At 41.3% G+C, this 25247-nt stretch carries 25 protein-coding genes and 1 pseudogene; 12 read left to right on the forward strand and 14 right to left on the reverse strand.

The genetic code is table 11. From position 1 onward, the window contains the following. The first annotated feature begins 271 nt into the window (after positions 1-271). The 3 genes from KFO40_RS12925 (at position 272) to KFO40_RS12935 (ending at position 5230) form a co-directional block, all read left to right on the forward strand. Positions 272-2848: a DUF5686 and carboxypeptidase-like regulatory domain-containing protein gene (locus tag KFO40_RS12925; protein ID WP_120144551.1), complete on the forward strand. Its 2577-nt coding sequence runs from the start codon at positions 272-274 to the stop codon at positions 2846-2848. Positions 2849-2854: 6 nt separating this feature from the next. After that, complete coding sequence (locus tag KFO40_RS12930; RefSeq protein ID WP_004316871.1) at positions 2855-4126, forward strand: replication-associated recombination protein A; 1272 nt, start codon at positions 2855-2857, stop codon at positions 4124-4126. 147 nt (positions 4127-4273) lie between these two features. Continuing rightward, a complete protein-coding gene (locus tag KFO40_RS12935) occupies positions 4274-5230 on the forward strand; it encodes a D-2-hydroxyacid dehydrogenase (RefSeq protein ID WP_211146439.1) in 957 nt (318 codons plus the stop codon). A 248-nt stretch (positions 5231-5478) separates the two neighbouring features. Here KFO40_RS12935 and cydB read toward each other — a convergent pair whose 3' ends face one another. Genes cydB through KFO40_RS12950 form a run of 3 tightly spaced genes read right to left on the reverse strand, consistent with a single transcriptional unit; the run spans position 5479 to position 8459 of the window. Beyond that, positions 5479-6621 (reverse strand): cytochrome d ubiquinol oxidase subunit II, encoded by a 1143-nt coding sequence (cydB, locus tag KFO40_RS12940; protein WP_008022090.1) that lies wholly within the window; start codon positions 6619-6621, stop codon positions 5479-5481. A gap of 33 nt (positions 6622-6654) precedes the next feature. Beyond that, positions 6655-8202 carry a cytochrome ubiquinol oxidase subunit I gene (locus tag KFO40_RS12945; RefSeq protein ID WP_151935304.1) on the reverse strand — a complete coding sequence of 516 codons (1548 nt, stop codon included), beginning with the start codon at positions 8200-8202 and terminating at the stop codon, positions 6655-6657. Between the two features lie 20 nt (positions 8203-8222). After that, positions 8223-8459, reverse strand: a complete 237-nt coding sequence (locus KFO40_RS12950) for a DUF4492 domain-containing protein (RefSeq protein WP_004313359.1) — start codon at positions 8457-8459, stop codon at positions 8223-8225. Positions 8460-8677: 218 nt separating this feature from the next. On the opposite strand from KFO40_RS12950, the gene KFO40_RS12955 reads away from it, so the two are divergent. The 9 genes from KFO40_RS12955 (at position 8678) to KFO40_RS12995 (ending at position 17777) form a co-directional block, all read left to right on the forward strand. Next, entirely contained in the window at positions 8678-10075 is a 1398-nt protein-coding gene (locus KFO40_RS12955) for a TolC family protein (RefSeq protein WP_074708218.1), read from the forward strand. Between the two features lie 46 nt (positions 10076-10121). Next, entirely contained in the window at positions 10122-11342 is a 1221-nt protein-coding gene (locus KFO40_RS12960; protein ID WP_074708216.1) for an efflux RND transporter periplasmic adaptor subunit, read from the forward strand. Between the two features lie 48 nt (positions 11343-11390). Then, entirely contained in the window at positions 11391-12134 is a 744-nt protein-coding gene (locus tag KFO40_RS12965) for an ABC transporter ATP-binding protein (RefSeq protein WP_004313363.1), read from the forward strand. Positions 12135-12311: 177 nt separating this feature from the next. Next, entirely contained in the window at positions 12312-13532 is a 1221-nt protein-coding gene (locus KFO40_RS12970; RefSeq protein WP_015531250.1) for an ABC transporter permease, read from the forward strand. A gap of 38 nt (positions 13533-13570) precedes the next feature. Further along, entirely contained in the window at positions 13571-14632 is a 1062-nt protein-coding gene (locus KFO40_RS12975; RefSeq protein ID WP_008643898.1) for a sensor histidine kinase, read from the forward strand. A gap of 96 nt (positions 14633-14728) precedes the next feature. Next, positions 14729-15427 (forward strand): LytR/AlgR family response regulator transcription factor, encoded by a 699-nt coding sequence (locus KFO40_RS12980; RefSeq protein WP_004313366.1) that lies wholly within the window; start codon positions 14729-14731, stop codon positions 15425-15427. A 367-nt stretch (positions 15428-15794) separates the two neighbouring features. Then, positions 15795-17018 (forward strand): tyrosine-type recombinase/integrase, encoded by a 1224-nt coding sequence (locus KFO40_RS12985; RefSeq protein ID WP_118201978.1) that lies wholly within the window; start codon positions 15795-15797, stop codon positions 17016-17018. Between the two features lie 97 nt (positions 17019-17115). Continuing rightward, positions 17116-17286 carry a hypothetical protein gene (locus tag KFO40_RS12990; RefSeq protein ID WP_004313367.1) on the forward strand — a complete coding sequence of 57 codons (171 nt, stop codon included), beginning with the start codon at positions 17116-17118 and terminating at the stop codon, positions 17284-17286. A 41-nt stretch (positions 17287-17327) separates the two neighbouring features. Further along, positions 17328-17777 carry a DUF5053 domain-containing protein gene (locus tag KFO40_RS12995; RefSeq protein ID WP_004300324.1) on the forward strand — a complete coding sequence of 150 codons (450 nt, stop codon included), beginning with the start codon at positions 17328-17330 and terminating at the stop codon, positions 17775-17777. A gap of 173 nt (positions 17778-17950) precedes the next feature. On the opposite strand, the gene KFO40_RS13000 is transcribed toward KFO40_RS12995, so the two are convergent. The 11 genes and pseudogenes from KFO40_RS13000 to KFO40_RS13050 all read right to left on the reverse strand — a co-directional run. Beyond that, positions 17951-19054, reverse strand: a complete 1104-nt coding sequence (locus tag KFO40_RS13000) for a putative phage abortive infection protein (RefSeq protein WP_226789544.1) — start codon at positions 19052-19054, stop codon at positions 17951-17953. A gap of 392 nt (positions 19055-19446) precedes the next feature. Further along, entirely contained in the window at positions 19447-19812 is a 366-nt protein-coding gene (locus tag KFO40_RS13005) for a hypothetical protein (RefSeq protein ID WP_004300323.1), read from the reverse strand. 364 nt (positions 19813-20176) lie between these two features. Next, complete coding sequence (locus tag KFO40_RS13010; protein WP_077154447.1) at positions 20177-20965, reverse strand: hypothetical protein; 789 nt, start codon at positions 20963-20965, stop codon at positions 20177-20179. Further along, a complete protein-coding gene (locus KFO40_RS13015; protein WP_129585807.1) occupies positions 20949-21254 on the reverse strand; it encodes a hypothetical protein in 306 nt (101 codons plus the stop codon). The genes KFO40_RS13010 and KFO40_RS13015 overlap by 17 nt, the downstream gene beginning before the upstream one ends. 26 nt (positions 21255-21280) lie before the next feature. Further along, positions 21281-21790: a histidine kinase gene (locus KFO40_RS13020; RefSeq protein ID WP_077154449.1), complete on the reverse strand. Its 510-nt coding sequence runs from the start codon at positions 21788-21790 to the stop codon at positions 21281-21283. Continuing rightward, positions 21787-22368 (reverse strand): N-acetylmuramoyl-L-alanine amidase, encoded by a 582-nt coding sequence (locus KFO40_RS13025; RefSeq protein ID WP_211146440.1) that lies wholly within the window; start codon positions 22366-22368, stop codon positions 21787-21789. The genes KFO40_RS13020 and KFO40_RS13025 overlap by 4 nt, the downstream gene beginning before the upstream one ends. Continuing rightward, positions 22365-22604: a hypothetical protein gene (locus tag KFO40_RS25700; protein ID WP_241149298.1), complete on the reverse strand. Its 240-nt coding sequence runs from the start codon at positions 22602-22604 to the stop codon at positions 22365-22367. Before KFO40_RS25700 ends, KFO40_RS13025 begins: the two co-directional genes overlap by 4 nt. Before the next feature lie 272 nt (positions 22605-22876). Next, positions 22877-23164, reverse strand: a complete 288-nt coding sequence (locus KFO40_RS13035) for a hypothetical protein (RefSeq protein WP_211146441.1) — start codon at positions 23162-23164, stop codon at positions 22877-22879. Between the two features lie 203 nt (positions 23165-23367). After that, the gene (locus tag KFO40_RS13040) at positions 23368-23646 is read right to left on the reverse strand and encodes a hypothetical protein (RefSeq protein ID WP_004300310.1); all 279 of its coding nucleotides are present in this window, start codon (positions 23644-23646) and stop codon (positions 23368-23370) included. Beyond that, entirely contained in the window at positions 23609-25030 is a 1422-nt protein-coding gene (locus tag KFO40_RS13045) for an RNA-directed DNA polymerase (RefSeq protein WP_211146442.1), read from the reverse strand. The genes KFO40_RS13040 and KFO40_RS13045 overlap by 38 nt, the downstream gene beginning before the upstream one ends. Before the next feature lie 14 nt (positions 25031-25044). Then, positions 25045-25247 (reverse strand): annotated as a pseudogene (locus tag KFO40_RS13050) (four helix bundle protein); the annotation flags it as partial.

Consider the following 25247-nt stretch of genomic DNA (forward strand, 5'->3'; position numbering starts at 1 on the left):
CACCGAGAAACCAACAGTTTCATGCCGGGAAACAAAAAGTTTCAAGGGTCGAAACAAAAAGTGTCCTACAACGGGAGCAAAGGTTTCAAATACCGGAACCGGGAGAACGAAATGCCGAAACGCCCTTATCAATAAGGATTAACAGCGGGATGTTCCTTGAATTATCGGACGATATATGCTTGTAAACAACAAAAAACGATGGGTAAAAAAAGTTATATATTCTGTTATCCTTAGAGTTATTTGTTAACTTTGCAGCCCTACTACAAACGTTATGATACAACGATATAACAAAATACTTATACTGTTCTTACTCGTATTGGTAGCTTCCAATGCTTTTGCGCAGCAAATTAAAGGGGTAGTCACTGATTCGATTACCCACGAGCCATTGATGTATATCTCTGTTTACTACCAGGAAAAGAGAGATATGGGTACCATCACCAATATTGACGGAGAATACAGTCTTGAAACCCGCAGAAACGGAGGAACACTGGTGTTCTCCGCTGTAGGTTATATCAGTAAAACGGTTCGGGTTGGTTCCAACAATCAGACAGTGAACGTTAAGTTAGCTCCGGATAATGTGCTCCTGAACGAGGTTGTCGTGAAACCTCAAAAGGAGAAATATTCCCGCAAAAACAATCCGGCAGTGGAATTCATGAAGAAGGTAATCGAACACAAAAAGGCACAAGTCCTCGAAGTGAACGAGTACTATCAGTACGACAAGTACGAGAAGATGAAAATGTCTATCAACGACCTCACACCGGAAAAACTTGAAAAAGGTATCTACAAAAAATATTCATTCTTAAGAGACCAAGTGGAAGTGTCGGAAACAACCAATAAGTTGATTCTCCCTATTTCCGTACAGGAAACGTCCTCGCAAACCATCTACCGCAAAAATCCCGAAAACAAGAAAACGATTATCAAAGGAAAGAACTCTAATGGTATAGAAGAATTTTTCTCTACGGGAGATATGCTCGGTACCGTATTGAAAGACGTATTTGCCGACATCAATATCTACGATGATGATATCCGGTTGCTTCAGCAGCGTTTCGTCAGTCCGATCGGTAACAATGCCATCTCATTTTATAAATATTATCTGATGGATACATTGATGGTAAACAAACGCGAATGTGTCCACCTTACTTTTGTTCCGCAAAACTCGCAGGACTTCGGATTCACCGGCCATCTGTATGTATTGAATGATTCTACATACGCCGTTCAGAAATGTACAATGAACCTGCCTAAAAAGACCGGAGTCAACTTTGTCAACCGCATGGACATCACGCAACAGTATGAGCAACTGCCCAACGGCAACTGGGTATTGGCGGATGATGACATGACCGTAGACCTTTCCTGGAATTCCAACAAAACAGCAGGTGGATTGCAGGTGGAACGAACCACGAAATATAGTAATTATAAATTCGATCCTATTGAACAACGACTGTTCCGGTTGAAAGGCAGCGTGATAAAAGAAGCGGATATGCTCTCGAAAAGCGATGAGTACTGGGCGAGTGTCCGTCAAGTACCATTGACAAAGAAAGAAAGTTCGATGGACGTATTCGTCAACCGTCTCGAACAGATTCCGGGATTCAAATACATCATCTTCGGAGCGAAAGCACTGATTGAGAACTTTGTAGAGACAGGAAGCAAAGAGCATCCGAGCAAAGTGGACATCGGCCCTATCAACACCATGATTTCGAGCAATTACATTGATGGTACCCGTTTCCGGTTGAGCGGTATGACTACGGCTCATTTCGACAAGCACTGGTTCTTGAGCGGATACGGAGCGTACGGTCTGAAAGACGAACGCTGGAAATATAGCGGAACGGTGACTTATTCGTTCAACAAACGCGATTATGTGGTTTGGGAGTTCCCGAAACATTATCTTTCGGCAACGTACAGTTATGATGTAATGTCTCCGATGGACAAATTCCTGTTTACGGATAAAGATAATATCTTCTTGTCAGTCAAGACAACGACAGTAGACCAAATGTCGTATATGCGCGACGCCACCATTAATTATGAACTCGAAACGCTGACCGGATTCGGAGTGAAAGCCATGTTGCGACACCGTAACGACGAGCCTACCGGCAAACTGGAATACCTGCGCAATGATGCCGCACAAACCCGTGTGCACGATGTCACGACTTCCGAAGCAAGTCTGACGCTGCGCTATGCGCCGGGCGAATCATTTGTCAACTCCAAGCAACGCCGCGTGCCTGTGTCGCTGGACGCTCCTATCTTTACGCTCACTCATGCCATGGGTTTCAAAGGAGTATTGGGCGGGGATTATAACTTTAACCGCACGGAAGCAAGTGTGTGGAAACGTTTCTGGCTCCCGGCTTCCTGGGGAAAGATTGATTGCAGCGTGAAAGCAGGTGCAGAATGGAACACAGTTCCTTTCCCGTTGTTAATCCTGCCGGAAGCCAACTTGTCCTACATCACCCAGCGCGAAACGTTCAACTTGATTAATAACATGGAATTCCTGAACGACCGTTATGCTTCCATGTCATTATCCTACGACATGAATGGAAAACTCTTCAACCGTATTCCTCTTATCAAGAACCTGAAATGGAGGGAAATGTTCCGTGTACGTGCTTTGTGGGGAACATTGACGGACAAGAATAATCCGTTCAAGAGCAACAATCCCGATTTGTTCCGTTTCCCGACACGCGACGGTAAGTTCACCAGTTTCGTGATGGACCCGAAAGTGCCGTATGTCGAAGCAAGTGTAGGTATCTACAACATTTTCAAGTTGCTGCACGTTGAGTATGTACATCGTTTCACTTATCGTGATAATCCGGGTATCAACAAAAACGGTATCCGCTTCATGGTATTAATGGTATTCTAAAAAATTATGCAACCACTAGCAGAACGGTTACGGCCAAAGACTTTGGATGATTATATCGGTCAGAAACATTTAGTTGGACCGGGGGCTATCTTGCGGAAAATGATTGACGCAGGACGCATCTCTTCATTTATTCTCTGGGGACCTCCCGGAGTGGGTAAAACAACCCTTGCGCAAATCATTGCCAACAAACTGGAAACCCCTTTTTATACGTTAAGTGCCGTGACTTCCGGTGTGAAGGATGTGCGCGAAGTGATAGAACGTGCCAAGAGCAACCGCTTCTTTTCACAGTCCAGCCCGATTCTGTTTATCGATGAAATCCATCGGTTCAGCAAGTCGCAGCAGGATTCTCTGTTGGGAGCGGTAGAGAACGGAACAGTCACGCTGATTGGCGCAACAACGGAGAATCCGTCGTTTGAGGTCATCCGCCCTCTCCTGTCCCGCTGCCAGCTTTATGTGCTCAAATCTTTGGAGAAAGAAGATTTATTGGAACTTCTGCAACGTGCCATCACCACGGATGCCGTATTGAAAGAGCGCAAAATTGAATTGAAAGAAACAACCGCCATGTTGCGTTTTTCCGGTGGAGACGCCCGCAAGCTGCTTAATATATTGGAACTCGTTGTGCAATCGGAAACGGAAGAGACTGTCGTCATCACCGATGAAATGGTGACCGAACGGTTGCAACAAAATCCGCTGGCATACGACAAGGATGGGGAGATGCATTATGACATTATCTCCGCTTTCATCAAGTCTATTCGTGGCAGTGATCCCGATGGAGCGATCTACTGGCTTGCCCGTATGGTGGAAGGAGGCGAAGATCCTGCTTTCATTGCCCGCCGACTGGTGATTTCGGCTGCCGAGGACATTGGTTTGGCAAACCCGAACGCACTGCTTCTCGCTAACGCCTGCTTTGAAACATTGATGAAAATCGGCTGGCCCGAAGGACGGATTCCTTTGGCTGAAACAACGATTTATCTGGCTACCAGTCCGAAGAGTAATTCGGCATACAGCGCGATCAATGACGCACTGGAGTTAGTCCGTTCAACCGGTAATCTGCCTGTCCCCTTGCATCTGCGCAATGCTCCGACCAAACTGATGAAGCAACTGGGCTACGGACAGGAATATAAATATGCACACAGCTATGAAGGTAACTTTGTCAAACAGCAATTCCTTCCGGACGAACTGAAAGACAAACGGATATGGCAACCGCAAAACAATCCGGCAGAGCAGAAGCATGCCGAACGGATGATACAGTTGTGGGGAGACAAATTCAAGAAATGATATTTTCAGGCATAGATTACACGGATTACGCAGATGCTTCATGCAAAGCATATTTTAAGAAAACGTGAAATCCGTGTAATCCGCGCCTATAATATCAATATGTTGTTAAGAAAACACGTATAACTTATTATTAATATTGAAATTGAAATGAAGATTGTAGTTTTAGACGGCTTTGCCGCCAATCCCGGAGATTTATCTTGGGAAGGTATGAAAGTTCTTGGAGAATGTACAATTTATGATCGTACAGCTCCGGAAGAGGTATTAGAACGTGCAGCCGGTGCAGAAGCAATTCTGACTAACAAGGTAATCATCAATGCAGACCACATGGCTGCACTGCCCGAACTGAAATATATCGGTGTATTGGCTACCGGATACAACGTGGTAGACACAGCTGCTGCCAAAGAACGGGGAATCGTCGTTACTAATATTCCTTCATACAGCACCGCTTCCGTTGCTCAAATGGTATTTTCGCATATCCTGAACATCACTCAACAAGTGCAACACCACTCCGAAGAAGTGCACAAAGGCCGTTGGACAAACAACAAGGATTTCTGTTTTTGGGACACTCCGTTGATGGAACTGCGCGAGAAGAAAATCGGTCTGGTAGGACTGGGAAACACCGGATATACCACAGCGCGTGTTGCTATCGGTTTCGGTATGCAAGTGTACGCATTGACTTCTAAATCTCACTTCCAATTGCCACCGGAAATCAAGAAGATGGATTTGGATCAATTGTTCAGCGAATGCGATATTATCAGTTTGCACTGCCCGCTTACACCGGATACACGCGAAATGGTGAATGCACGCCGTCTTGCCATGATGAAGCCGACAGCCATCTTAATCAATACCGGTCGCGGACCGCTTATCAACGAACAAGATCTTGCAGATGCTTTGAACAGCGGTAAGATTTATGCAGCCGGCGTAGACGTGCTTTCTACCGAACCGCCTTGTGCCGATAATCCATTGCTGACAGCAAAGAACTGCTACATCACTCCGCACATTGCCTGGGCAACCATAGAGGCTCGCGAACGTCTGATGAATATTGCAATCAGCAATCTTCAGGCTTACATTTCTGGCAAACCGGAGAATGTAGTCAATAAATAATTAGCATTAGTGTAATTCATAACGAGGGTGTCATAATGCCCGAAGTGTTTAGGCACACACGTTAAGTATAAAATATATAAAAAGCTCCCCTTATTTTATCTCTCTACCATGACTTAGAGTGATGTTAAATAAGGGGAGTTTATTTATTCCGACTAGAATCTCTATTTCGAAATTCTATATGGACAATGTATGAGTGTATGGACAAAGTTATTAGTACACAGACACAAGACTAATATACAAATAATATATTAGTATGAGTGTCCTCCTTCATCCATTTCTTTCTCGGTAATCTTATGTCGGTCGATACTACGCCAAGCGTAGAAAATATAAGCAATCACGAACGGAACAAGAATAGAAACATAAGCCATTGTCTTCAGTGTAAATTCACTGGAGCAGCTATTGGCTAATGTCAATGAGCTTTGCAGGTCGGTATATGACGGATAATAGGCAGTGTTGTTGTACCCTGCTACCAGTAGCAAAGACAAAACAGTCAGTACCGTACCGATTCCTACAAACCAGATACCTTTATCAAAAGTCTTTTTAAGCAATGTCTTTCCGATACCGAAAAGAACCAGTACCACCCCAATCAGGAATAAAACCAGCACTACCGGCATTTCGATAAAGTTTGTGAGATACTTGTATGGCTGCATATAAATTTCCTGTGTTTCCGGGTTAACGGCAAATCCTTCGGACACCAATGTACGAATGACAAACGACAAAAAGAATACAAGGAACAAGACTGTGTTATTGCGTACTGCACGACGACATTTGTCAGTCAGTTCTTTGTCATCAATATTATTAATGAAATAGAGTGCTCCCAATACACGGGCAAGGAAGAAGACAGCCAATCCGAGAATTACATTCCAGATATTCGTCAACGCATCCAATCCGTGCCAGCCATTTCCCCAATGACTGATTACCGGCATAATAGTGTCTGTCATATTGGCCTTATTAATATAGAAATCAGAACCGGTGAAGAAAGTAGCCACCGCCCCGCCAAGTAACACAGGACCCACTACCCCATTAATCACCAAGAAAGTCTGATATGTCTTTTTACCTAACAGATTTCCTGCCTTACTCTGAAACTCATAACTGACAGCCTGCAATACAAAACTGAAAAGTATAATCATCCAAAGCCAATAAGCACCACCGAAACTGGTACTGTAGAACAACGGGAAAGAAGCAAAGAAAGCTCCTCCAAACGTCACCAACGTAGTAAACGTAAACTCCCACTTACGCCCGGTAGAATTCACCATCATCTTACGATGCTCTTCGGTTTTACCCAGACAGAACAATAATGAATTACCTCCCTGCACAAACAATAAGAACACGAGTATGGCTCCCAGCAAGGAAACGACAAGCCACCAATATTGTTGCAAAAATATATACATAAAATTCAAGTATTAAGTAATAAGTATTAAGTATTATGCGTCCGGTCCTTTCTTGATAGCTTTCACCATAATTCCGACACCTGCAATCAGCATCACTGTAAACAGGAGCAGGAAGATAAAGAACGTAGTTTGCACGGAGCTTACATCCAGTTTGGAGATAGCAGCCATCGTAGGCAACATATCGCGGATAGCCCACGGCTGACGACCACATTCGGCAACCACCCATCCGGCTTGTCCGGCGATGTAACCCAAAGGAATTGTCAGCAGAGCAATCCAGTGCATCCAGCGCATCTTACTCAAATCCTTTTTATAGATAAAGAAAAGAACGACTATAAAGAACAGGATGAAATATCCGCCCAAGATTACCATTATACGGAATGCGTAGAAGTTGAGAGGAACATTCGGAACCAGTTGGTTCACGTCTTTGATATATCCGTAGCCAAAATAGGGAATATTTTCCTGCAATACATTATATGCAATCTTCGCATCTTCCTCGTGTCCGGCACTCTTTGCAGCACGATAGGCAGCCAATGCGCCGATAGCCGTTTTACCACGTTCTATCTTCTCGGCAGCAGAGAGAGCCTTCGATCCGTCTTTCAACTGATACCCACCTTCGATGATATTCGTAATGCCCGGAACGTAGCCGTCCACATTACGCTCGGCAAGGAAAGAAAGCATACTCGGGATTTCAAAACGGAAGAGGAAAGGATCTTTCCCATCGTTGTAAGTCTTCTTTTCAGGGTTCAATACTCCTATTCCGACCAGACCGACATTCGTTCCGCCTTCATACAGACCTTCCACTGCTGCCAGTTTCATCGGTTGTGTCTGGGCAATCTGATAACCGGAACCGTCACCCGTCCAAACAGAAAGCAACGATGCTACCAATCCGAAGATTGCACCAATCTTGATACTGGCCAGTGCAAACTCACGATTTCGTTTCTTCAGCAAGTACCAACAACTGATACCGACCACAAAAATAGCACCCAACACCCAGCCGGACAATACCGTGTGGAAGAACTTATTGACTGCTACAGGCGAGGTAGCCACCGCCCAAAAATCAACCATCTCATTACGGACAGTGTCAGGATTGAATTCCATGCCTACCGGATGCTGCATCCATGCGTTGGCAACGAGAATCCACCAGGCGGAAATCGTAGCTCCCAATCCCGTCAGCCAGGTGGAAGTCAAGTGGAAACGTTTACTTACTTTTCCCCATCCGAAGAACATGACCGCAATAAACGTAGCTTCCATAAAGAATGCCAAAATACCTTCAATAGCCAACGGAGCACCGAAGATATCCCCTACAAACCACGAATAATTGCTCCAGTTCGTACCGAATTCAAACTCCAGAATCAAACCCGTTGCCACACCGATGGCAAAGTTAATACCGAAAAGTTTCATCCAAAACTGGGCAGTCTTTTTCCAAAATTCGTTGCCTGTTTTATAATACAGCGTCTCCATGATTCCCATCACCACTGCCAGTCCGAGTGTGAGGGGAACAAAAATCCAGTGGTACATGGCTGTCATCGCAAATTGGGCTCTCGACCAATCGATCAGCGAGGTGTCAATACTTTCAATCATAATCCTATGTAGTTTAAGAGTTAAAAATCAGTAGATTTATCGGGGATGGCACGTTCTATCAGTTCATTTCCCACGTATGTACCTTTGTCGGCATCCGTTGGGTGGTCGCCGAGGAAATCAGGGAAAAAGAACATTTTGAGGATGAAGAACATGACGAATAATTTCAGCAAAATAATAACCCATAGAGTACGTCCTAAGGTCATACTACGGAAGCCCTCCAAATAGAAATTCCAGATCGTAAGCAGTGTATTCTTCATATGTTTACGTTATAATTTGTAATGAGTACAAATATACATTTTTTATAATTAAAACAAACAAGTAGTCAAAAAAGTTGCAAGATTTGTCGTGTTTTTCTTCAAAAACCTACCTATCGACAGAAAAAAATCATTTAACGGCGAAATAACGTCATCCGTCTATCGTTTTTGCGGCATATATAATATGTACGTACCTTCGCTAACAGTAAATCAATAGAAGTATGAATATGATAAATGTAAGAAGATTGACAGTGATGACATTTCTTGGAGCAAGTATGCTGTCCGGCATATCTGCCCAGGTTTCTCCGCTGCAAGTCGATACGCTGAAAGAAACGAAAATCCCGGATCAATGGGACTTGCAGTCATGCATCGACTATGCAAAGGAGCAGAACATTACAATTCGCAAGAACCGGATCACTGCGGCCAGCACGCAGATTGATGTGAAGACAGCTAAAGCTGCCATGTTCCCCAGTCTTTCGTTTTCTACCGGCCAACAGGTGGTGAATCGTCCGTATCAGGAGACGAGTAGCCGGGTGAGCGGTAGCGAGATTATCAGTAGCAACAGCAAAACGAGCTACAACGGTAATTATGGACTGAATGCTTCGTGGACTCTATATAATGGTAATAAACGACTAAAAACGATCCAACAGGAAAAGTTGAATAATCAGATGGCCGAGCTGGATGTGGCGACTTCCGAAAATAATATTCAGGAGTCTATCGCCCAAGTATATATCCAGATTCTTTATGCAGCCGAATCTGTGAAAGTAAACGAAAACACCCTGCAAGTTTCCATTGCGCAGCGCGACCGAGGACAGGAACTTCTGAATGCCGGAAGTATTGCCAAAAGTGACCTCGCGCAACTGGAAGCACAGGTGAGCACCGACCGATACCAACTTGTCACCGCGCAAGCCACTCTTGAAGATTACAAATTGCAACTGAAACAACTGCTCGAACTGGATGGGGAGAATGAAATGAACATCTACCTCCCTACCCTGTCCGACGAAAATGTACTGGCTCCGCTACCTACCAAAAGAGATGTGTACATCAGCGCATTGAGCCTTCGTCCGGAGATTGAAGCGAGCAAACTGAATGTAGAGGCTTCTGAACTGGGTATCAATATCGCTAAATCGAGCTATTTCCCTACCATCAGCCTTAGCGCAGGAATCGGAACCAACCATACCAGCGGTAGCGACTTCACCTTCGGAGAACAAGTGAAGAACGGATGGAACAACTCTATCGGATTGTCTGTCAGTGTGCCTATCTTCAATAACCGTCAAACGAAAAGTGCCGTACAAAAAGCTAAATTGCAGTACGAAACGAGCATGTTATCCTTGCTTGACGAACAAAAGGCACTGTACAAAACCATTGAAAGCCTTTGGTTGGATGCCAACAGCGCGCAACAGCGTTATGCTGCCGCAAACGAAAAGCTGAAAAGTACACAAATCAGCTATGAGTTGATTAGCGAACAGTTTAATCTGGGAATGAAGAATACCGTAGAACTCCTTACTGAAAAGAATAATTTGCTGCAAGCACAGCAGGAACAGCTTCAGGCTAAATATATGGCTATACTGAATACGCAGTTGCTGAAGTTCTATCAGGGAGATCAATTAGCTTTATAAAGAGTATAAAATCAGCATTATAAATAAGTAAAAGCATAATAAACGAATGAAAACGAAAAAGATTATTCTAATCGCCGTAGTAGTCGTTGTGGTTGTAGGAGCAGGAATATGGCTCTTTGCCGGTTCACCGGCCAAACACAAAGTGACGTACGCCACCGCTACTGTCAGTAAAGGCGATATTTCAAATTCGGTGACTGCTACAGGGACCATCGAACCGGTGACGGAAGTAGAAGTCGGTACGCAGGTGTCCGGTATCATCGACAAGATTCACGTAGATTACAACTCGGTAGTAACCAAAGGACAGCTGATTGCTGAAATGGACCGCATCACATTGCAAAGTGAACTGGCCTCACAGCAGGCAACTTACGATGGTGCGAAAGCCGAATATGAATATCAGAAGAAAAATTATGAACGCAGCAAAGGCTTGCACGAAAAGTCATTGATTAGTGATACGGACTTCGAACAGGCGCTCTACAATTATCAGAAAGCGAAAAGCAGCTATGACAGCAGCAAGGCATCGCTCGCGAAAGCGGAACGTAACCTGTCTTACGCTACCATTACTTCACCGATTGACGGAGTTGTTATCAGCCGTGATGTAGAAGCAGGACAAACCGTTGCTTCCGGATTCGAAACTCCGACCCTGTTCACCATTGCTGCCGACCTGACACAGATGCAGGTAGTAGCCGATGTGGATGAAGCAGATATAGGCGGTGTAGTGGAAGGTCAGCGTGCCAGCTTCACGGTAGATGCTTATCCGAATGATGTATTCGAAGGTGTGGTTACACAGATTCGTTTGGGCGACGCAAGCAGTACGAGCAGCACGAGCAGCACTACCACCGTAGTTACCTACGAGGTAGTCATCTCTGCCCCCAACCCCGACTTGAAACTAAAACCGCGTTTGACGGCTAATGTAACGATCTATATTCTTGATAAAAAAGATGTACTGTCTGTTCCGAACAAAGCCTTGCGATTCACACCGGAAAAACCGTTAATCGGCAATAATGATATAGTGAAAGATTGCGAAGGCGAACACAAACTTTGGACTCGCGAAGGAACTACATTCACCGCTCATCCGGTAGAAGTGGGAATCAGCAACGGCATATCCACCGAAATTATCAGTGGTATTCCTGAAGGGACAAAGGTGGTAACAGAAGCTACTATAGGTGTAATGCCCGGTGAAAACATGGGACCTGAAGGAAATATGGAAAATGGCGGAGAAAGAAGTCCGTTCATGCCGGGCCCTCCGGGAAGTAAGAAGAAAAAATAATTATTCAATGTGCCAATAACGAATTGGCGCATTAGCACATTATTTACGATGAAAAAAGTAATTGAAATACAAAATATCAAACGTAACTTTCAGGTAGGCGACGAGACCGTTCACGCATTGCGGGGCGTTTCGTTCAATATCAATGAAGGGGAGTTTGTCACCATCATGGGTACTTCCGGTTCGGGAAAATCCACGCTGCTTAATATATTAGGCTGCCTGGACACCCCGACAAGCGGAGAGTATCTGCTCGACGATATTCCCGTACGTACGATGAGCAAGCCTCAACGTGCGGTACTAAGAAACCGGAAGATTGGATTCGTGTTCCAAAGCTACAACCTGTTGCCTAAAACAACGGCTGTGGAAAATGTGGAACTACCGCTGATGTATAACTCTGCCGTCAGTGCTTCCGAACGTCGTCGTCGCGCTATCGAGTCTTTACAGGCCGTAGGATTGGGGGATCGTTTGGAACACAAATCCAACCAGATGTCCGGCGGACAGATGCAACGGGTAGCCATTGCACGTGCGTTGGTCAACAACCCGGCAGTGATTCTTGCCGACGAAGCGACCGGAAACCTCGATAGCCGTACCTCTTTTGAGATACTCGTACTGTTTCAGAAACTTCATGCAGAGGGACGTACGATTATCTTTGTGACACATAATCCCGAACTTTCGCAATATAGCAGCCGGAATATCCGTCTGCGTGACGGGCAGGTTATTGAGGATACTGCCAATCCGAAAATTCTGTCTGCCGCCGAAGCACTGGCGGCATTGCCAAAGAACGACGAGGATTAATTAATGTGATAAGGAGTAATGAAGTTATAAGAAGCAATTCATGTGATAAGGAACAATGAAGTTATAAGATGATATGCTTAGAGCATCACGCCAACATTTTACAGTCTCATAACTTTATAACCTTATAATAGCCTTATACCTTCAGAACCCCATTAATAACTCCATAACTTTATAAACATGAATGGAACTAATTTATTTAAGATAGCTCTCCGGGCATTGGCGAACAATAAGCTGCGTGCTTTTCTAACCATGCTCGGTATCATTATCGGTGTTGCTTCCGTCATCACGATGCTGGCTATCGGACAAGGTTCGAAGAAAAGCATCCAGCAGCAGATTTCCGAGATGGGATCGAACATGATTATGATTCATCCGGGAGCCGATATGCGTGGAGGTGTCCGGCAGGACCCGTCTGCGATGCAGACTTTGAAACTTGCCGACTACGAGGCCTTGCGCGATGAGACAAGTTTCCTGTCTGCCATCAGTCCCAATGTTTCGTCATCGGGACAGCTTATTGCCGGTAACAACAACTATCCGGCTTCGGTAAACGGTGTCGGAACAGAATATCTCGATATTCGCCAACTGACTGTTGAGAATGGAGAGATGTTCACAGAAGCCGACATACAGAGTTCAGCCAAAGTGTGCGTGATCGGAAAGACCATAGTAGACAATCTTTTTCCGGACGGAAGTGATCCGGTAGGTAAGATTATCCGTTTCAGCAAGATACCTTTCCGTGTGGTAGGTGTGCTCAAAGCAAAAGGGTACAACTCTATGGGACAAGACCAGGATGCCGTAGTGCTTGCACCATATACCACCGTAATGAAACGTCTGCTTGCCGTTACGTATTTGCAGGGAGTATTTGCCTCTGCCCTCACCGAGGATATGACGGACTATGCAACTGACGAAATCAGTACAATCCTCCGCCGCAACCATAAACTGAAGGCTTCGGATGACGATGACTTCACCATCCGCACCCAACAAGAATTGAGCACGATGCTCAACTCAACCACCGATCTGATGACCACACTGCTTGCTTGCATCGCAGGTATTTCGCTGGTAGTGGGTGGTATCGGGATTATGAATATCATGTATGTATCCGTTACGGAGCGTACCCGTGAAATCGGTCTGCGTATGTCTGTTGGCGCACGCGGGGTCGACATTCTAAGTCAATTCCTCATCGAAGCCATCATGATTAGTATCACGGGAGGTATCATCGGAGTGATTATCGGCTGCGGAGCCAGTTGGATTGTCAAGAGCGTAGCGCATTGGCCTATCTATATCCAGCCGTGGAGCGTATTCCTCTCCTTCGCAGTATGTACAGTTACAGGAGTCTTCTTCGGATGGTATCCGGCTAAGAAAGCAGCAGATTTAGATCCGATAGAAGCCATCAGATACGAATAAAATGGATAATTACCAATAAAAGAATTATCTTTGTCTTTATGAAACAAACCTTTACATCCGCACGTCGTCCCCTGGAAGTACTGATACACATTATCAGCTGGGGGATTATGTTCGGTTTCCCGTTCTTCTTCGTCGAACGTGGGAACGGGAACATCAACTGGATGGCTTATACACGCCATCTCGCCGTACCACTCTCGTTCATGATTGTGTTCTACGTGAATTATTTCATTCTTGTGCCGCGCTATCTTTTCCAGAGTCAGGCCAAAAGATATGTGGTCTACAATATTATCTTTTTATGTGCCATCGGTGTGTTGCTTCATCTCTGGCAAAGTCTGACGTTCGATCCGTCATTCGCTCCCAAATCAAAAAGACCGGGGATGCCTCCGGGATGGTTGTTTTTCCTTAGGGATATGTTGAGTCTCGTATTCACTATCGGACTAAGTGCCGCTATCCGCATGAGTGCCCGATGGACACAGAATGAAGCTGCCCGAAAAGAGGCGGAACGGAACCGTGCGGAAGCGGAACTGAAGAACCTGCGGAACCAACTGAACCCTCACTTTCTGCTGAATACGCTGAATAACATCTATGCGCTGATTGCATTTGATTCGGACAAGGCGCAACAGGCAGTTCAGGAGTTGAGCAAACTGCTTCGTTATGTGTTATATGATAACCAGCAGACATACGTTCCTCTCTGTAAGGAGGTCGATTTTATCCGCAATTACATCGAACTGATGCGCATCCGTCTGTCCGCCAACGTGCAGATGATTACTAAATTCGATATTCAGCCCGACAGTCAGACGCTCATTGCCCCACTTATCTTTATCTCTTTGATAGAGAACGCTTTCAAACATGGCATCTCTCCTACTGAATCGAGTTTCATCAGTATTCATATTTTGGAGAATGATAAGGAAGTGATTTGTGAAATCCGTAATAGTAATCATCCTAAGACAGTGGAGGATAAGAGTGGATCGGGCGTGGGATTGGAACAAGTCAGCCGTCGGTTGGAGATACTTTATCCCGGAGCTTATACGTGGTTGAAAGGCGTCTCAAAAGATGAAAAGGTATACGAATCGAGATTGAGTATCAAGATTAGAGAGTAGAAAGAAAGACGTTCAGTATAAAACGTCAAGTACCAATGTTTAGTATAAAGCGTCAAGTACAAGATTTTGGATATAAAACTTTAGATATAAAATAGTATGATGTTACGTTGCGCAATCGTTGACGATGAGCCTTTAGCTCTTAGCTTGTTAGAGAGCTATGTGAATAAGACTCCGTTCCTGCAACTTGCAGGAAAGTATTCCAGTGCGGTTCAGGCGATGAAAGAATTGCCGGGCGAAGAGGTAGACCTCCTGTTTCTGGACATTCAGATGCCGGAGCTTAACGGTCTGGAGTTCTCGAAGATGGTAGATCCGCATACGCGCATTGTATTTACCACTGCTTTCGGACAGTATGCCATCGACGGTTATCGTGTCAATGCACTCGATTATCTGCTGAAACCAATCTCATACGTTGATTTCCTGCAAGCTGCCAACAAAGCTCTCCAATGGTTCGAACTCGTGCAGAAACCGGAAGAGATAGACAGTATCTTTGTGAAAAGTGACTACAAACTGGTACAAGTGGACTTGAAGAAAATCATGTATATAGAAGGACTGAAAGATTACATTAAAATATATACGGAAGACGCTCCCAAACCTATCCTGTCACTGATGAGTATGAAAGCCATGGAAGAGCTCTTGCCATCCAGTCGTTTCATACGTGTGCACCGCTCATTCATCGTACAAAAAGATAAAATACGTGTGATTGACCGCGGACGTATCGTGTTTGATAAGACATATATTCCTATCAGCGATAGTTACAAGCAAGTTTTTCAGACTTTTCTTGACGAAAGGAGCTGATTATTCATTATTTTATCGGTAAAAAAGTGATTTTTGTCGATTATAGTTTGCCAAAATCCGTTTTATATCTACCTTTGCAAAGAACAGAAAGGGATTGTGAAATTCCAAGAATAGAATAGTTTAGTTAAGTCTAGTTTAGTTTTTGTGTTGATCGGAAGCCTGCGAGCGAGCATGAGCTTCCGATTTTTATTTTATTGATATACAGAATATTAAAAGCACAATCGAACTATTTTTCCTATCAATTAGTAGTCTATAATAGAGAGCAAAAACGTCACTTTTGACGCTATAAAATGGTCGGATTATGGTCGGAAAATTCCCGGATTAGAATCTGATTATAAGTAAATTACAATAGGATGTTAAAAAAATAATGGTCGAAAACGCCATTTTTACCCTAAAAACACAAATTATGGCTACATTAACATTGGTAATAGTTCCCGCAAAGAAGTTATCAGACGGGACACACAAAATAAGAATTCGAATCGCACACAACTCCGAAACGAGATTCATCACAACGGATATAGTGGTAAGAGAAAACGAGTTTAAGAACGGGAAAATAGTACACCGTCTAGACAAGGATTTTCTCAATACAAAATTACAACAGCTATACAATCTTTATTTCAAGCGATACATGGAACTGGAATACCCTGATTCGCTCACTTGTACGCAATTAGTCAGAATGATAACTAACCCGTTAAACGGAGAGAAGCACCGTAAGTTCGAAGATGTCGTGGATGAATATCTGTCCCAAATAGATGAAGAAGAACGTACCAAGACATACAAACTCTATCGGCTGGCCACAAACAAGTTTATGCAATTCATCGGGAACGGTTCTCTCATGGAACATATTACCCCTATCAGAATGAACCAGTACATATCATGGCTCAAAAAGACAAAGCTGTCAAGCACCACAATCAACATCTACATAACCCTGCTAAAGGTTATTATCAACTATGCCATAAAGATGAAATACGTTACCTACGATATCGACCCTTTCATCACAGCCAAGATTCCATCAACCCAAAAGAGAGAAACCCAAATTACAGTGGAAGAACTCAAAACAATCAGAGATGCAAATTTAGAGCATTACAATCTCAACGTAACACGGGACATTTTCATGCTTACTTATTATCTTGCCGGCATGAACCTAGTAGACATACTAGCATACGATTTCCGGACGGATGAAATAAACTACATCCGGAAAAAGACCAAAAACACCAAAGAAGGGGACTCCCTGATTTCCTTTTCCATTCCCGAAGAAGCAAAGCCCATTATAAAAAAGTATATGAAAAAGAATACAGGGAAAATCATATTCGGGAAATACAAGAACTATACCTCCTGCTATAACCTGCTGGCCAGGAAAATCAGTCAATTAGGCAAGGTGGCAGGAATCAGGCATAAATTCACCCTATATTCAGCCCGCAAATCTTTCGTCCAACATGGATATGACCTGGGAATTCCTCTTAGTACACTGGAATACTGTATCGGGCAATCAATGAAAGAAGATAGACCAATCTTCAACTATGTCACAATAATGAGAAAACACGCTGATAAAGCAATCAGGGAAATACTTGACAACTTGAAAAATGAATAATCACATATAAAATAAATCACTAAGAATTTGCATAATAACCAAATGCTTATTATCTTTGTAGTGTCAAATAAGAGTTCTTAATTTTAATGTTTAACTGATGAAAGATGAAGAAAAAAAAGAATTAGAACAAGAGTATGAGAATTTAAAACTTCTCGCTTCATTTCACGAGGCCTATGGGGTTCCTGAAAATGCCAAAGAACGGGAAGCGCTTATAAATGACATACTCGATCGGATGAACGAAATCCAAGAGAAATTAAAAAAGTTGTAATTAACATCCCTCCCTTCGGGGAGGGACAAACATTAAAAGCTATGATAGATTGGAATGATTGCCTGCCAACAAAAGAAATGCAGGCTGACTTTGAAAGATTCAAAGAACTAAAAACCACAGAAGAAAAAGAAGCTTTCAAAAAGGAAATGCAGGATAAATATAATAAACTACCGGAAGCCCAAAAGGAAGCCTACAAAAAAGCATCTGAAGCTGGGCTAAAAGCAACGGTAAATGCCTGCAATGATTATATAGAAAGAGTGGAAGAAGCCATATTACGTGATAAACTTGGAGAATTGCCCGAAGCAATCTCATTCAGTTATATTGCAAAGAAATATTTTGGTAAAAGTAGAAACTGGCTATACCAACGTATTAACGGAAATATAGTCAACGGGAAAAAGGCTCGCTTTACTGACAATGAACTCAAAACGTTCCTGAACGCTTTGAACGATGTTAGCGAAATGATTCATCAGACATCATTAAAGATCAGTTAAGCTCTTATTTGACACCATCCCTGCATTTGAGCCGATGCAGGGATTTTTATTGCTTTATCAAAAAATAGTAGTATCTTTGCAACATCAAGATAATACGGACATAATTCGGATTATTTTGGTTTGACTTTGGTGAGGGGGTGGTTCCCCTCACTTTTTTATTTCTACCGAACATTCTATAGTATATTATTTTCCGAAAGAATCACATTGTACAATTTTTCCAACAAACCACTAGAGATATATTCGTTTTTGTTTGCCTTTTGAAACAAGACTGGTGGAAAATGTATATATTCCATTCGGCGGGATACAGATTCATCATTTATCCCCTCTTTCAATCGCACATCTTTCAACTCAAGGTTATTGAACAAATCGGCATTCAAGTATAACCTTCGTGTCTCAATTGTTGATAATGAACTAAATGAGTTAAAAAACAACAACACAAGTTCATACTTTGACAGTTGCGCTCGAAATATATTCGAATATTTTAGAGGCGAAGTGAATTCCGAAGTCATTTCCAAAATATAATAAGCATTCCTAAAATATGTGCCAAGTTGATTTTTATATGGGGCAAAACAATGATCAGCGGCTTTAGCACAAGCTTCAGCTATGGGCTTGAAATTATTCTGTTCAAAATAGATCTTAATCGCATTTAAACAGAGGTAATCATAGGTGTTTATATGTACAGGATAAATATTAATCTTTCCTTTATGTATTCCAAATTCATGCTCTGAATAAATGTTGTTAATAGCAGTATTCAATTGACCATACATAAGCATCCATTGCTCTTTAGACATACTCTGGGGAATAATCCTCCTTACAAATTCCTCTTTGGAAAAATTCTCAGGAATACCTCTTCTGATTTCCAAATAGAAAGTATGATATAACTCTACATAAATCTGTCGATAAGTTTTTTCTGGTGTACAAAACTCATTATAAGGAGTTATTTTCCATTCACATTGTTTTTCATCATATACCCAATCTATTCTTTTCACTTGCAAAGCATCCCGATATGAAATGAAAATCCTAAGCAATTCAAAAAAGACTGCTCTATCCTCACTATTCAAGAATTGCTGTTTATTCTGTCTTAATGTAAATAAAACTCCGACGAATGCTATTAATCCGGCAATCGCTCCTAATAGACTTCCAAACTCACCCCAGTCGGTCTGTTTATCCGCAAACTTACCTTTGGTCTGAATAAAATAGAAAGCTAAAATGACTATTATAATTAATATGAGGATGACAGTTCCCCAAACGAGCCAACCTTTTACATTTCTTTTCATTCTTATCATAAATCAAAATCTAATAAGTTTTAAAACAATATTATCAATTCAAATATAATCATGATTTTGATAAATAAAAAATATTTCCAGAAATAATAGATTCCAAAGGTACTAAAGTTTGTTCCTATTTATCACAGCAAACAATATAATACAAGTGCTCACCAATTATAGCGATACTTGACTTAAAAGAAAAGTTCTCACTTTTTTATTTTCCCGACCGAACTTTTCAATTATATATTAGTACTATCTTATGTAACCCTTCTGGAGAGTTTGTTGATTCGTGTGTTGTTGATCGGAAGGATTACAAAACAAAGAGGTAGCTTATTCGGCTACCTCTATTTTATTATTTTCTAATTTCAAACGGAATTCTTGAAGTTTAGATTAAAAGAAACTTATTTTCTTTCAAATCGGCTCAAAAGTTTTATTTTAGAAAAATAATCATTCCAATACTCATTTGATGATTGAGGATTAGTTCTGTCATTGTATAAATAAATACGATTAATTTTCCCATCAGTATCTCTCTCTACAAACTTTTCATCTCCTGCAATTTCAAAAAGCTTCTTTTCTGTTACTTTCTCATACTCTGTATGGATGGGAATATTCCCAAAAGCATTATCAGAATTTATATCTACCGGAGAATCCTCTCTTTCATTCCATCCAAGAGGTAAATACTCCCGGTTGAAAGCAGACCATCTACCTTTAGAATCTCGGACAATGCCATAAGGAAGATTAATTCTAAAAAAATCAGTTAGTGCCATGATGCATTTTTTTTTATTAATAATTATGTAAACTGTAATACAAAGATAACATATTGTTAGTCATTAGCACTTCGTTAGTACACCAAATTCATGATATTAATAAAAAAAGCCCTGACTACACTTAGTCAAGGCTCATCCTTTTTGGAGTAAATAACGTATTATCTCTCAAACCCAAAATCTAGCAAATCTTCCACGTAGAGAGATGATACAACAGACATCCACGTCTGTACACAAATATAGGAATTATAAATGAGATGAGCAAAAGAAAAGCCCCGAATCAGGGAGACGGGGCAATAATTTGTTTGTGAATAAGTAAACTGCTAAGTTTATTAAAACATAAATAGTTCGTAGGTTTACTCAAGTTCTACTTTATGCGTTTTTCTGATACTGGTTGCGGATTTCTATAAACAACAGTATCAATCTTTGATGTATTCACTGTACTTGATTTTATCGTGGTAAACGTTACTCTATTACCCACCTTCCATGATTTATTTTCTTTATTATACTTCAACTTATCTCTATAAACTTCTAATAAGATAAATGCAGAATCTATTTTGGGGGCATAATAGGGACTAGGAAATACTATACTTTCATTCTCATTTTTCGCATTTAACTGTATTCCATACCATTTTAGAACTTGCTGATATTCACTTATTTGATTTTTTAATTTTATGTTTTCCCTTTCACTTTTATTATATTTCGCTTGACACTCTTCCAATACATTCTTCTTAACAGCATTTGGATCAAGAGAATAATTTCTCCCTCCGCTTGCATTTGAAGTAACAACATACTTATGATTAAAATACCGTTGACTTAAATCATGGTATATCTTGTAATATCTAACAGAATCATTTAGTGAGTTTATTTTTTTGTGCAATTGTAAAATTTCGTCACTTAGACTATTGGCATATTTTACCAATTCACTAATATTAACCTCTGATTTACCACTTCTTATAGTATCCACGACCTTTATTGATTCTTGCAATATTGAATCTTTTTTATTCAAATTCTCAATTAAAGAATCTCTATTTGCAAGCTCAATTTTAAGTGAATCTGAATAATCGAAAAGTACAATCAAGGAGGCAAAAAGGCTGATGATTAAGACAATGGACACTCCTCCAAATATTTTGCTATATTCAATTTTTAACTTCATATTGTTTATTGTATTTATTCATATTACTTTTCAATTCTTCAAACTCTTCTCTTGTCACAGATGTATTACTATTTCGGCATAAATCCAATTCCGATTTTAAATTCTCACGCTCTCTTTGTAAATGTCCAATCTCTTGAATATATTTTTCTGTACACTTTATTTCCATATAAAAACATCCAGCTTTATATCCAATACCAAAAACTGTGACTATAGCACCGATATATATCATTATTTCCTTAACAATATCTACATTGCTTTTGTTATTATTTGCTACATTTTTTTTTGCCATATCCATATAAATATTAGGCAAATATACTACTTTTTTCCTACCTTATATATCTTAAATCCAATAATAATTAGTCCAAATGCAGCTGCATATACATCCAGTTTGTGTAAATTCCACCACGATAGTTCAACTAACTTCTCTTTCTGATCTAGCATAGCATCGACCTTATTACTAATCGTATCAAGTCGGTTAGAAAAAAGCTGCATAGTTAGCAGCATGGTTTCATCTATTTTCATATTCTCCTGTTCTTTCTTTGAAGCCGTAGTCGTACTTTCTCTTATAGGATACTGCTTACCCAACGAATCAGGAGGGGATAAATCTACTGTCTTATTCTCAATTTTCAGATCGCTTAATTTCTTTGATGTAATCTTCGTTTGCTTATTCACATCTAGGCGTAGTGATTCAATAACATTTCGGAGATATTGAAACTCTCTGGAGTAATCAACCTGTTTATGCATCTCAATATTGCGAGAAGTCTTGCATGAAGAAAACCATATTCCCGACATCAGGAACATGGTTATATAAATCAAGGCTTTCATAATCCCAGGTATTTAACGATTCCTTCAATATGTATCTGAGCAACTGCATCTTTACCCTCCCGAGACAAAAGGTACTCAACGTCCTCTTTATTGTCCTGGAAGAAGTTCTCTGTTAATACAGCCGGACAATTAGTATCCCGACAGATAGCAAGATTCTGTTCCCAGTATTCCCGTCCGGGCATCTGCTTTCGGACGGGAACCGGAATACATTCTGCTACTTGTCCCAGGCAGTCTGCTAATTTTTTGCTGTTACTAGAAGCATTATTCGATACAAACACGCTCCAACCTTTTGCGCTCATCCAAGAACTACCATTGCCGGCTGCATTACAATGAATAGATACAAGGATAGCTTTTTTACCTGCTTCCTTGTAAATAGCATTAGCCCGTCGGCATCGCTCAGACAATGGAACATCTGTATCCTCTTTAACGATGCGCTCGGCATCAATTCCCAACTTGCGCAATCCTGCTACTACCATATCGGCAATCTCTCTTGAATACACCCACTCTCTCAATCTTCCGTCCGGTGAACGTTTACCAGGTGTATTTTCACCGTGACCATTATCAATCAATACTTTCATATCTTTTCCTCTTTATCTAATTCGTTCTCGATTCTATCAATAATTCCCTGTACATGTGTAGGCGTGGCCCGTTTAAATTCAAAGCGTATTACATGATAGATAATACGAAACCCTTTGTTTTTAGGATAAGCAATAATTAGATTCTTAAATGCGTTCTGAAGATACACATAAGAGAACACATACGTAATAGTCTTAATAACTAACAATGAGTTCTCACCGTCTCCTATCAAGGTCATAAAGGAGAAGACTACCTCAATGATTATAAGATAGAGGAGAAGTTCGACCAAGGCATTTTTAAACTTATCCCACTTAAAGTTTTTACAACGTATAATTGAAACACCATCAGCCCTCATTCCGCACCAAATATTAAATCCAAACATTACAACTAATGCTATAAGAAAACCTTTAGTCGGCGTTAAATAAGCAAGAAGAGAACTGAACATCGAAACGAAAATAATTCGTATCTGGTCTACATTAAATAACTCATATAACCATCTCATAATATTAATCATAAAGTTACTACCAATATTGAAAACACAGTAATCAGCCCAGGAAGCAAAACAGTAGCTAATGCGTCAAGCCAATCAAAGATGAACCCGCACTTTTTCTGAATGTACTCAACCACTATTGCGGCAATGGCGGTTGTCGTTAAAGAAACAATAGCAGATTTACAGAAATCAATGCCTAATAGAAGGAAACAGAAAACAAGCATTACAACAAAGACGAACATCCCGGCTTTGGCGTGTGCCGGTCGGTTAGATTGCAAAAGCCAATCATACAATACTTTTATACCCATACTCATAGCGTTTAATTATTAATAAAATATTCTGTATGGAACAAATGTATTGAGTATAATAACGAGTTTTACAAAAATGGAAAATCTTGGAAATCGATTCTATGATAAATATCTATAAAACAAGACATTATAATTTTCACTTTTTCCATAAATAAAAAAGGGATGCTTGATAAGCACCCCTAAACAACCAACAGATTGAACTATTAATCCGTAAACATATACACGGAAAGATCAACCTTTTCTATTTCGTCAGAAATCGTATCTCCATACATTGTAAGACACACCCGATAACGGTCAATACTTCTTTGAATCTGTTGCAAGGTAGGTTTCTCGGGATATTCCGAACTGGCAAAAGTTACCAGTTCTTCACCATTCTCACTGGTACCAACCACCCGGAAGTGATGACGCACAATCCAGGTTCCGTCCGGCTGTTGCTCGATAGGCTTAGCAATCCCACGCGGTAAGATATTTTTTTGATCCATGTTTTTTGATATGTTTAATTAGTTGTTTTCTATGGTTATATTTATTCTTCAATACAAACTTTTCAAAATGTCCTTTGATATAAACATATTCCCACCATTCAGGAAGTAACATCGCTGCAATTCTACGGCGGATATTGTACGTTGCAAAGTGTTTCATCAGGCCATAATAAGAGTTCATTGTACTCACAAACTTCTCAACATGGGCTTCAGCAAACCCGCTTTCAGCTATTCTATTAAATTTCCTGACAGCGTTATATGTGTTACCAACCACCCTGTTAGATACATAAATTCTATCAGGCAAAATGAACGCCCCTACAAACAAGACTCCTTTTTTATAATGCTGAAGATACAGTTTGCGTGGATGCAACCGTAAAAGGAGTTGTTCTTTCAGGAAGCCATCAAGAAGATGGACTTTGGACAATATTTCTTCCGGAGATTTCACCACGATACAAAAGTCATCAACAAAGCGTACATAATACATGAATCCCAATATTTCCATCACGAAATAATCATATACAGACGCCAGAAAGTTGGCTATGAGTTGCGACGGCAGGTTCCCGATAGCCACTCCCCTGTCAGGGTCATTATGAAACAGACTTTTATTACTGGGAAGTTTGTCCCACATGGAGACGGGAGAGCGTCTGATACACTTATTTTGTGGACAATGAAAGATAGTAACGGCTAGAAGGTAAAGCAAACATTCAATATCATCGCCTTTATAATTGTCCCTTACGAATATGTTCAGCATTTCCCATACCAACGATTTCGAGATAGACATGAAGAAACTGAACAGGTCATCTTTGAAAATGTACGCATCGGCAGTATAATTCTCACTGACCTCGACTATCATGTTATTCAGATAGTGCACGGCAGACAGACATCCCTCACCTTTCCGGCAGTTCTTCGAGACGTTCCCTTGTTCCCGAAAACGTTCCTCTAAAATCGGCTCGATACGAAGAGCGATCCAGTGATGGACAACACGATCAATGAAAGCGGCGGCAAAGACTTCCCGATATACAGGGTAAGTCCGTATGAATACTTTTGAAAAGTCCGGTACATATTCACCGTAAATAATAGAATACCATAGCCGCACCAATGCAGACTGATAATCATTATAGAACTCAACACAATCCGTACTCGTTCTTTTCTGCCTGGCACAATCTTCGGATGCTTCGAAAATACTGCTAAGAAGTATGTCATAGATTATATTACCTGTTGCGGCGAGGGGACGAACCCGGTTCGCGTTCTGGCGGTTGTTCGTGTTGACGTTGCCGTTGTTGAAGTTCACGTTCCAACTGCTGGAAGCCGTTGCATCCGCTATCTTAGTCTTTCCCGGCTCATCACCGGGGGGATGCCCAATAAATAATTCTAATTGCTCACTCATAATCCCCTTGGCGATTATGACTCCGGCTTTGCGACTTGTTGCGATCCGTTAGCTTTTTGCCGTTGGAGATCTGCAACCGTTTTTTTGTACCAACCGGTACTTTGCTTACCGATGCTCTCTGCAAGCAGACAGATTTCGGCAGTTTGAGTCAGGCTGGTCAAATGTCGTTCTTCACACACTCTTAGCAGTAATTTCAATGCATCAAACTCACACAAAA

The sequence above is a fragment of the Bacteroides sp. 1001302B_160321_D4 genome, assembly GCF_015667765.1.
GTDB lineage: Bacteria > Bacteroidota > Bacteroidia > Bacteroidales > Bacteroidaceae > Bacteroides > Bacteroides xylanisolvens.

Excerpts from the sequence above, each read along its gene's own strand:
- KFO40_RS12925 (WP_120144551.1), top strand. The coding sequence starts at position 272 with ATGATACAACGATATAACAAAATACTTATACTGTTCTTACTCGTATTG.
- KFO40_RS12930 (WP_004316871.1), top strand. The coding sequence starts at position 2,855 with ATGCAACCACTAGCAGAACGGTTACGGCCAAAGACTTTGGATGATTAT.
- KFO40_RS12935 (WP_211146439.1), top strand. The coding sequence starts at position 4,274 with ATGAAGATTGTAGTTTTAGACGGCTTTGCCGCCAATCCCGGAGATTTA.
- cydB (WP_008022090.1), bottom strand. The coding sequence starts at position 6,621 with ATGTATATATTTTTGCAACAATATTGGTGGCTTGTCGTTTCCTTGCTG.
- KFO40_RS12945 (WP_151935304.1), bottom strand. The coding sequence starts at position 8,202 with ATGATTGAAAGTATTGACACCTCGCTGATCGATTGGTCGAGAGCCCAA.
- KFO40_RS12950 (WP_004313359.1), bottom strand. The coding sequence starts at position 8,459 with ATGAAGAATACACTGCTTACGATCTGGAATTTCTATTTGGAGGGCTTC.
- KFO40_RS12955 (WP_074708218.1), top strand. The coding sequence starts at position 8,678 with ATGAATATGATAAATGTAAGAAGATTGACAGTGATGACATTTCTTGGA.
- KFO40_RS12960 (WP_074708216.1), top strand. The coding sequence starts at position 10,122 with ATGAAAACGAAAAAGATTATTCTAATCGCCGTAGTAGTCGTTGTGGTT.
- KFO40_RS12965 (WP_004313363.1), top strand. The coding sequence starts at position 11,391 with ATGAAAAAAGTAATTGAAATACAAAATATCAAACGTAACTTTCAGGTA.
- KFO40_RS12970 (WP_015531250.1), top strand. The coding sequence starts at position 12,312 with ATGAATGGAACTAATTTATTTAAGATAGCTCTCCGGGCATTGGCGAAC.
- KFO40_RS12975 (WP_008643898.1), top strand. The coding sequence starts at position 13,571 with ATGAAACAAACCTTTACATCCGCACGTCGTCCCCTGGAAGTACTGATA.
- KFO40_RS12980 (WP_004313366.1), top strand. The coding sequence starts at position 14,729 with ATGATGTTACGTTGCGCAATCGTTGACGATGAGCCTTTAGCTCTTAGC.
- KFO40_RS12985 (WP_118201978.1), top strand. The coding sequence starts at position 15,795 with ATGGTCGAAAACGCCATTTTTACCCTAAAAACACAAATTATGGCTACA.
- KFO40_RS12990 (WP_004313367.1), top strand. The coding sequence starts at position 17,116 with ATGAAAGATGAAGAAAAAAAAGAATTAGAACAAGAGTATGAGAATTTA.
- KFO40_RS12995 (WP_004300324.1), top strand. The coding sequence starts at position 17,328 with ATGATAGATTGGAATGATTGCCTGCCAACAAAAGAAATGCAGGCTGAC.
- KFO40_RS13000 (WP_226789544.1), bottom strand. The coding sequence starts at position 19,054 with ATGAAAAGAAATGTAAAAGGTTGGCTCGTTTGGGGAACTGTCATCCTC.
- KFO40_RS13005 (WP_004300323.1), bottom strand. The coding sequence starts at position 19,812 with ATGGCACTAACTGATTTTTTTAGAATTAATCTTCCTTATGGCATTGTC.
- KFO40_RS13010 (WP_077154447.1), bottom strand. The coding sequence starts at position 20,965 with ATGAAGTTAAAAATTGAATATAGCAAAATATTTGGAGGAGTGTCCATT.
- KFO40_RS13015 (WP_129585807.1), bottom strand. The coding sequence starts at position 21,254 with ATGGCAAAAAAAAATGTAGCAAATAATAACAAAAGCAATGTAGATATT.
- KFO40_RS13020 (WP_077154449.1), bottom strand. The coding sequence starts at position 21,790 with ATGAAAGCCTTGATTTATATAACCATGTTCCTGATGTCGGGAATATGG.
- KFO40_RS13025 (WP_211146440.1), bottom strand. The coding sequence starts at position 22,368 with ATGAAAGTATTGATTGATAATGGTCACGGTGAAAATACACCTGGTAAA.
- KFO40_RS25700 (WP_241149298.1), bottom strand. The coding sequence starts at position 22,604 with ATGACCTTGATAGGAGACGGTGAGAACTCATTGTTAGTTATTAAGACT.
- KFO40_RS13035 (WP_211146441.1), bottom strand. The coding sequence starts at position 23,164 with ATGGGTATAAAAGTATTGTATGATTGGCTTTTGCAATCTAACCGACCG.
- KFO40_RS13040 (WP_004300310.1), bottom strand. The coding sequence starts at position 23,646 with ATGGATCAAAAAAATATCTTACCGCGTGGGATTGCTAAGCCTATCGAG.
- KFO40_RS13045 (WP_211146442.1), bottom strand. The coding sequence starts at position 25,030 with ATGAGTGAGCAATTAGAATTATTTATTGGGCATCCCCCCGGTGATGAG.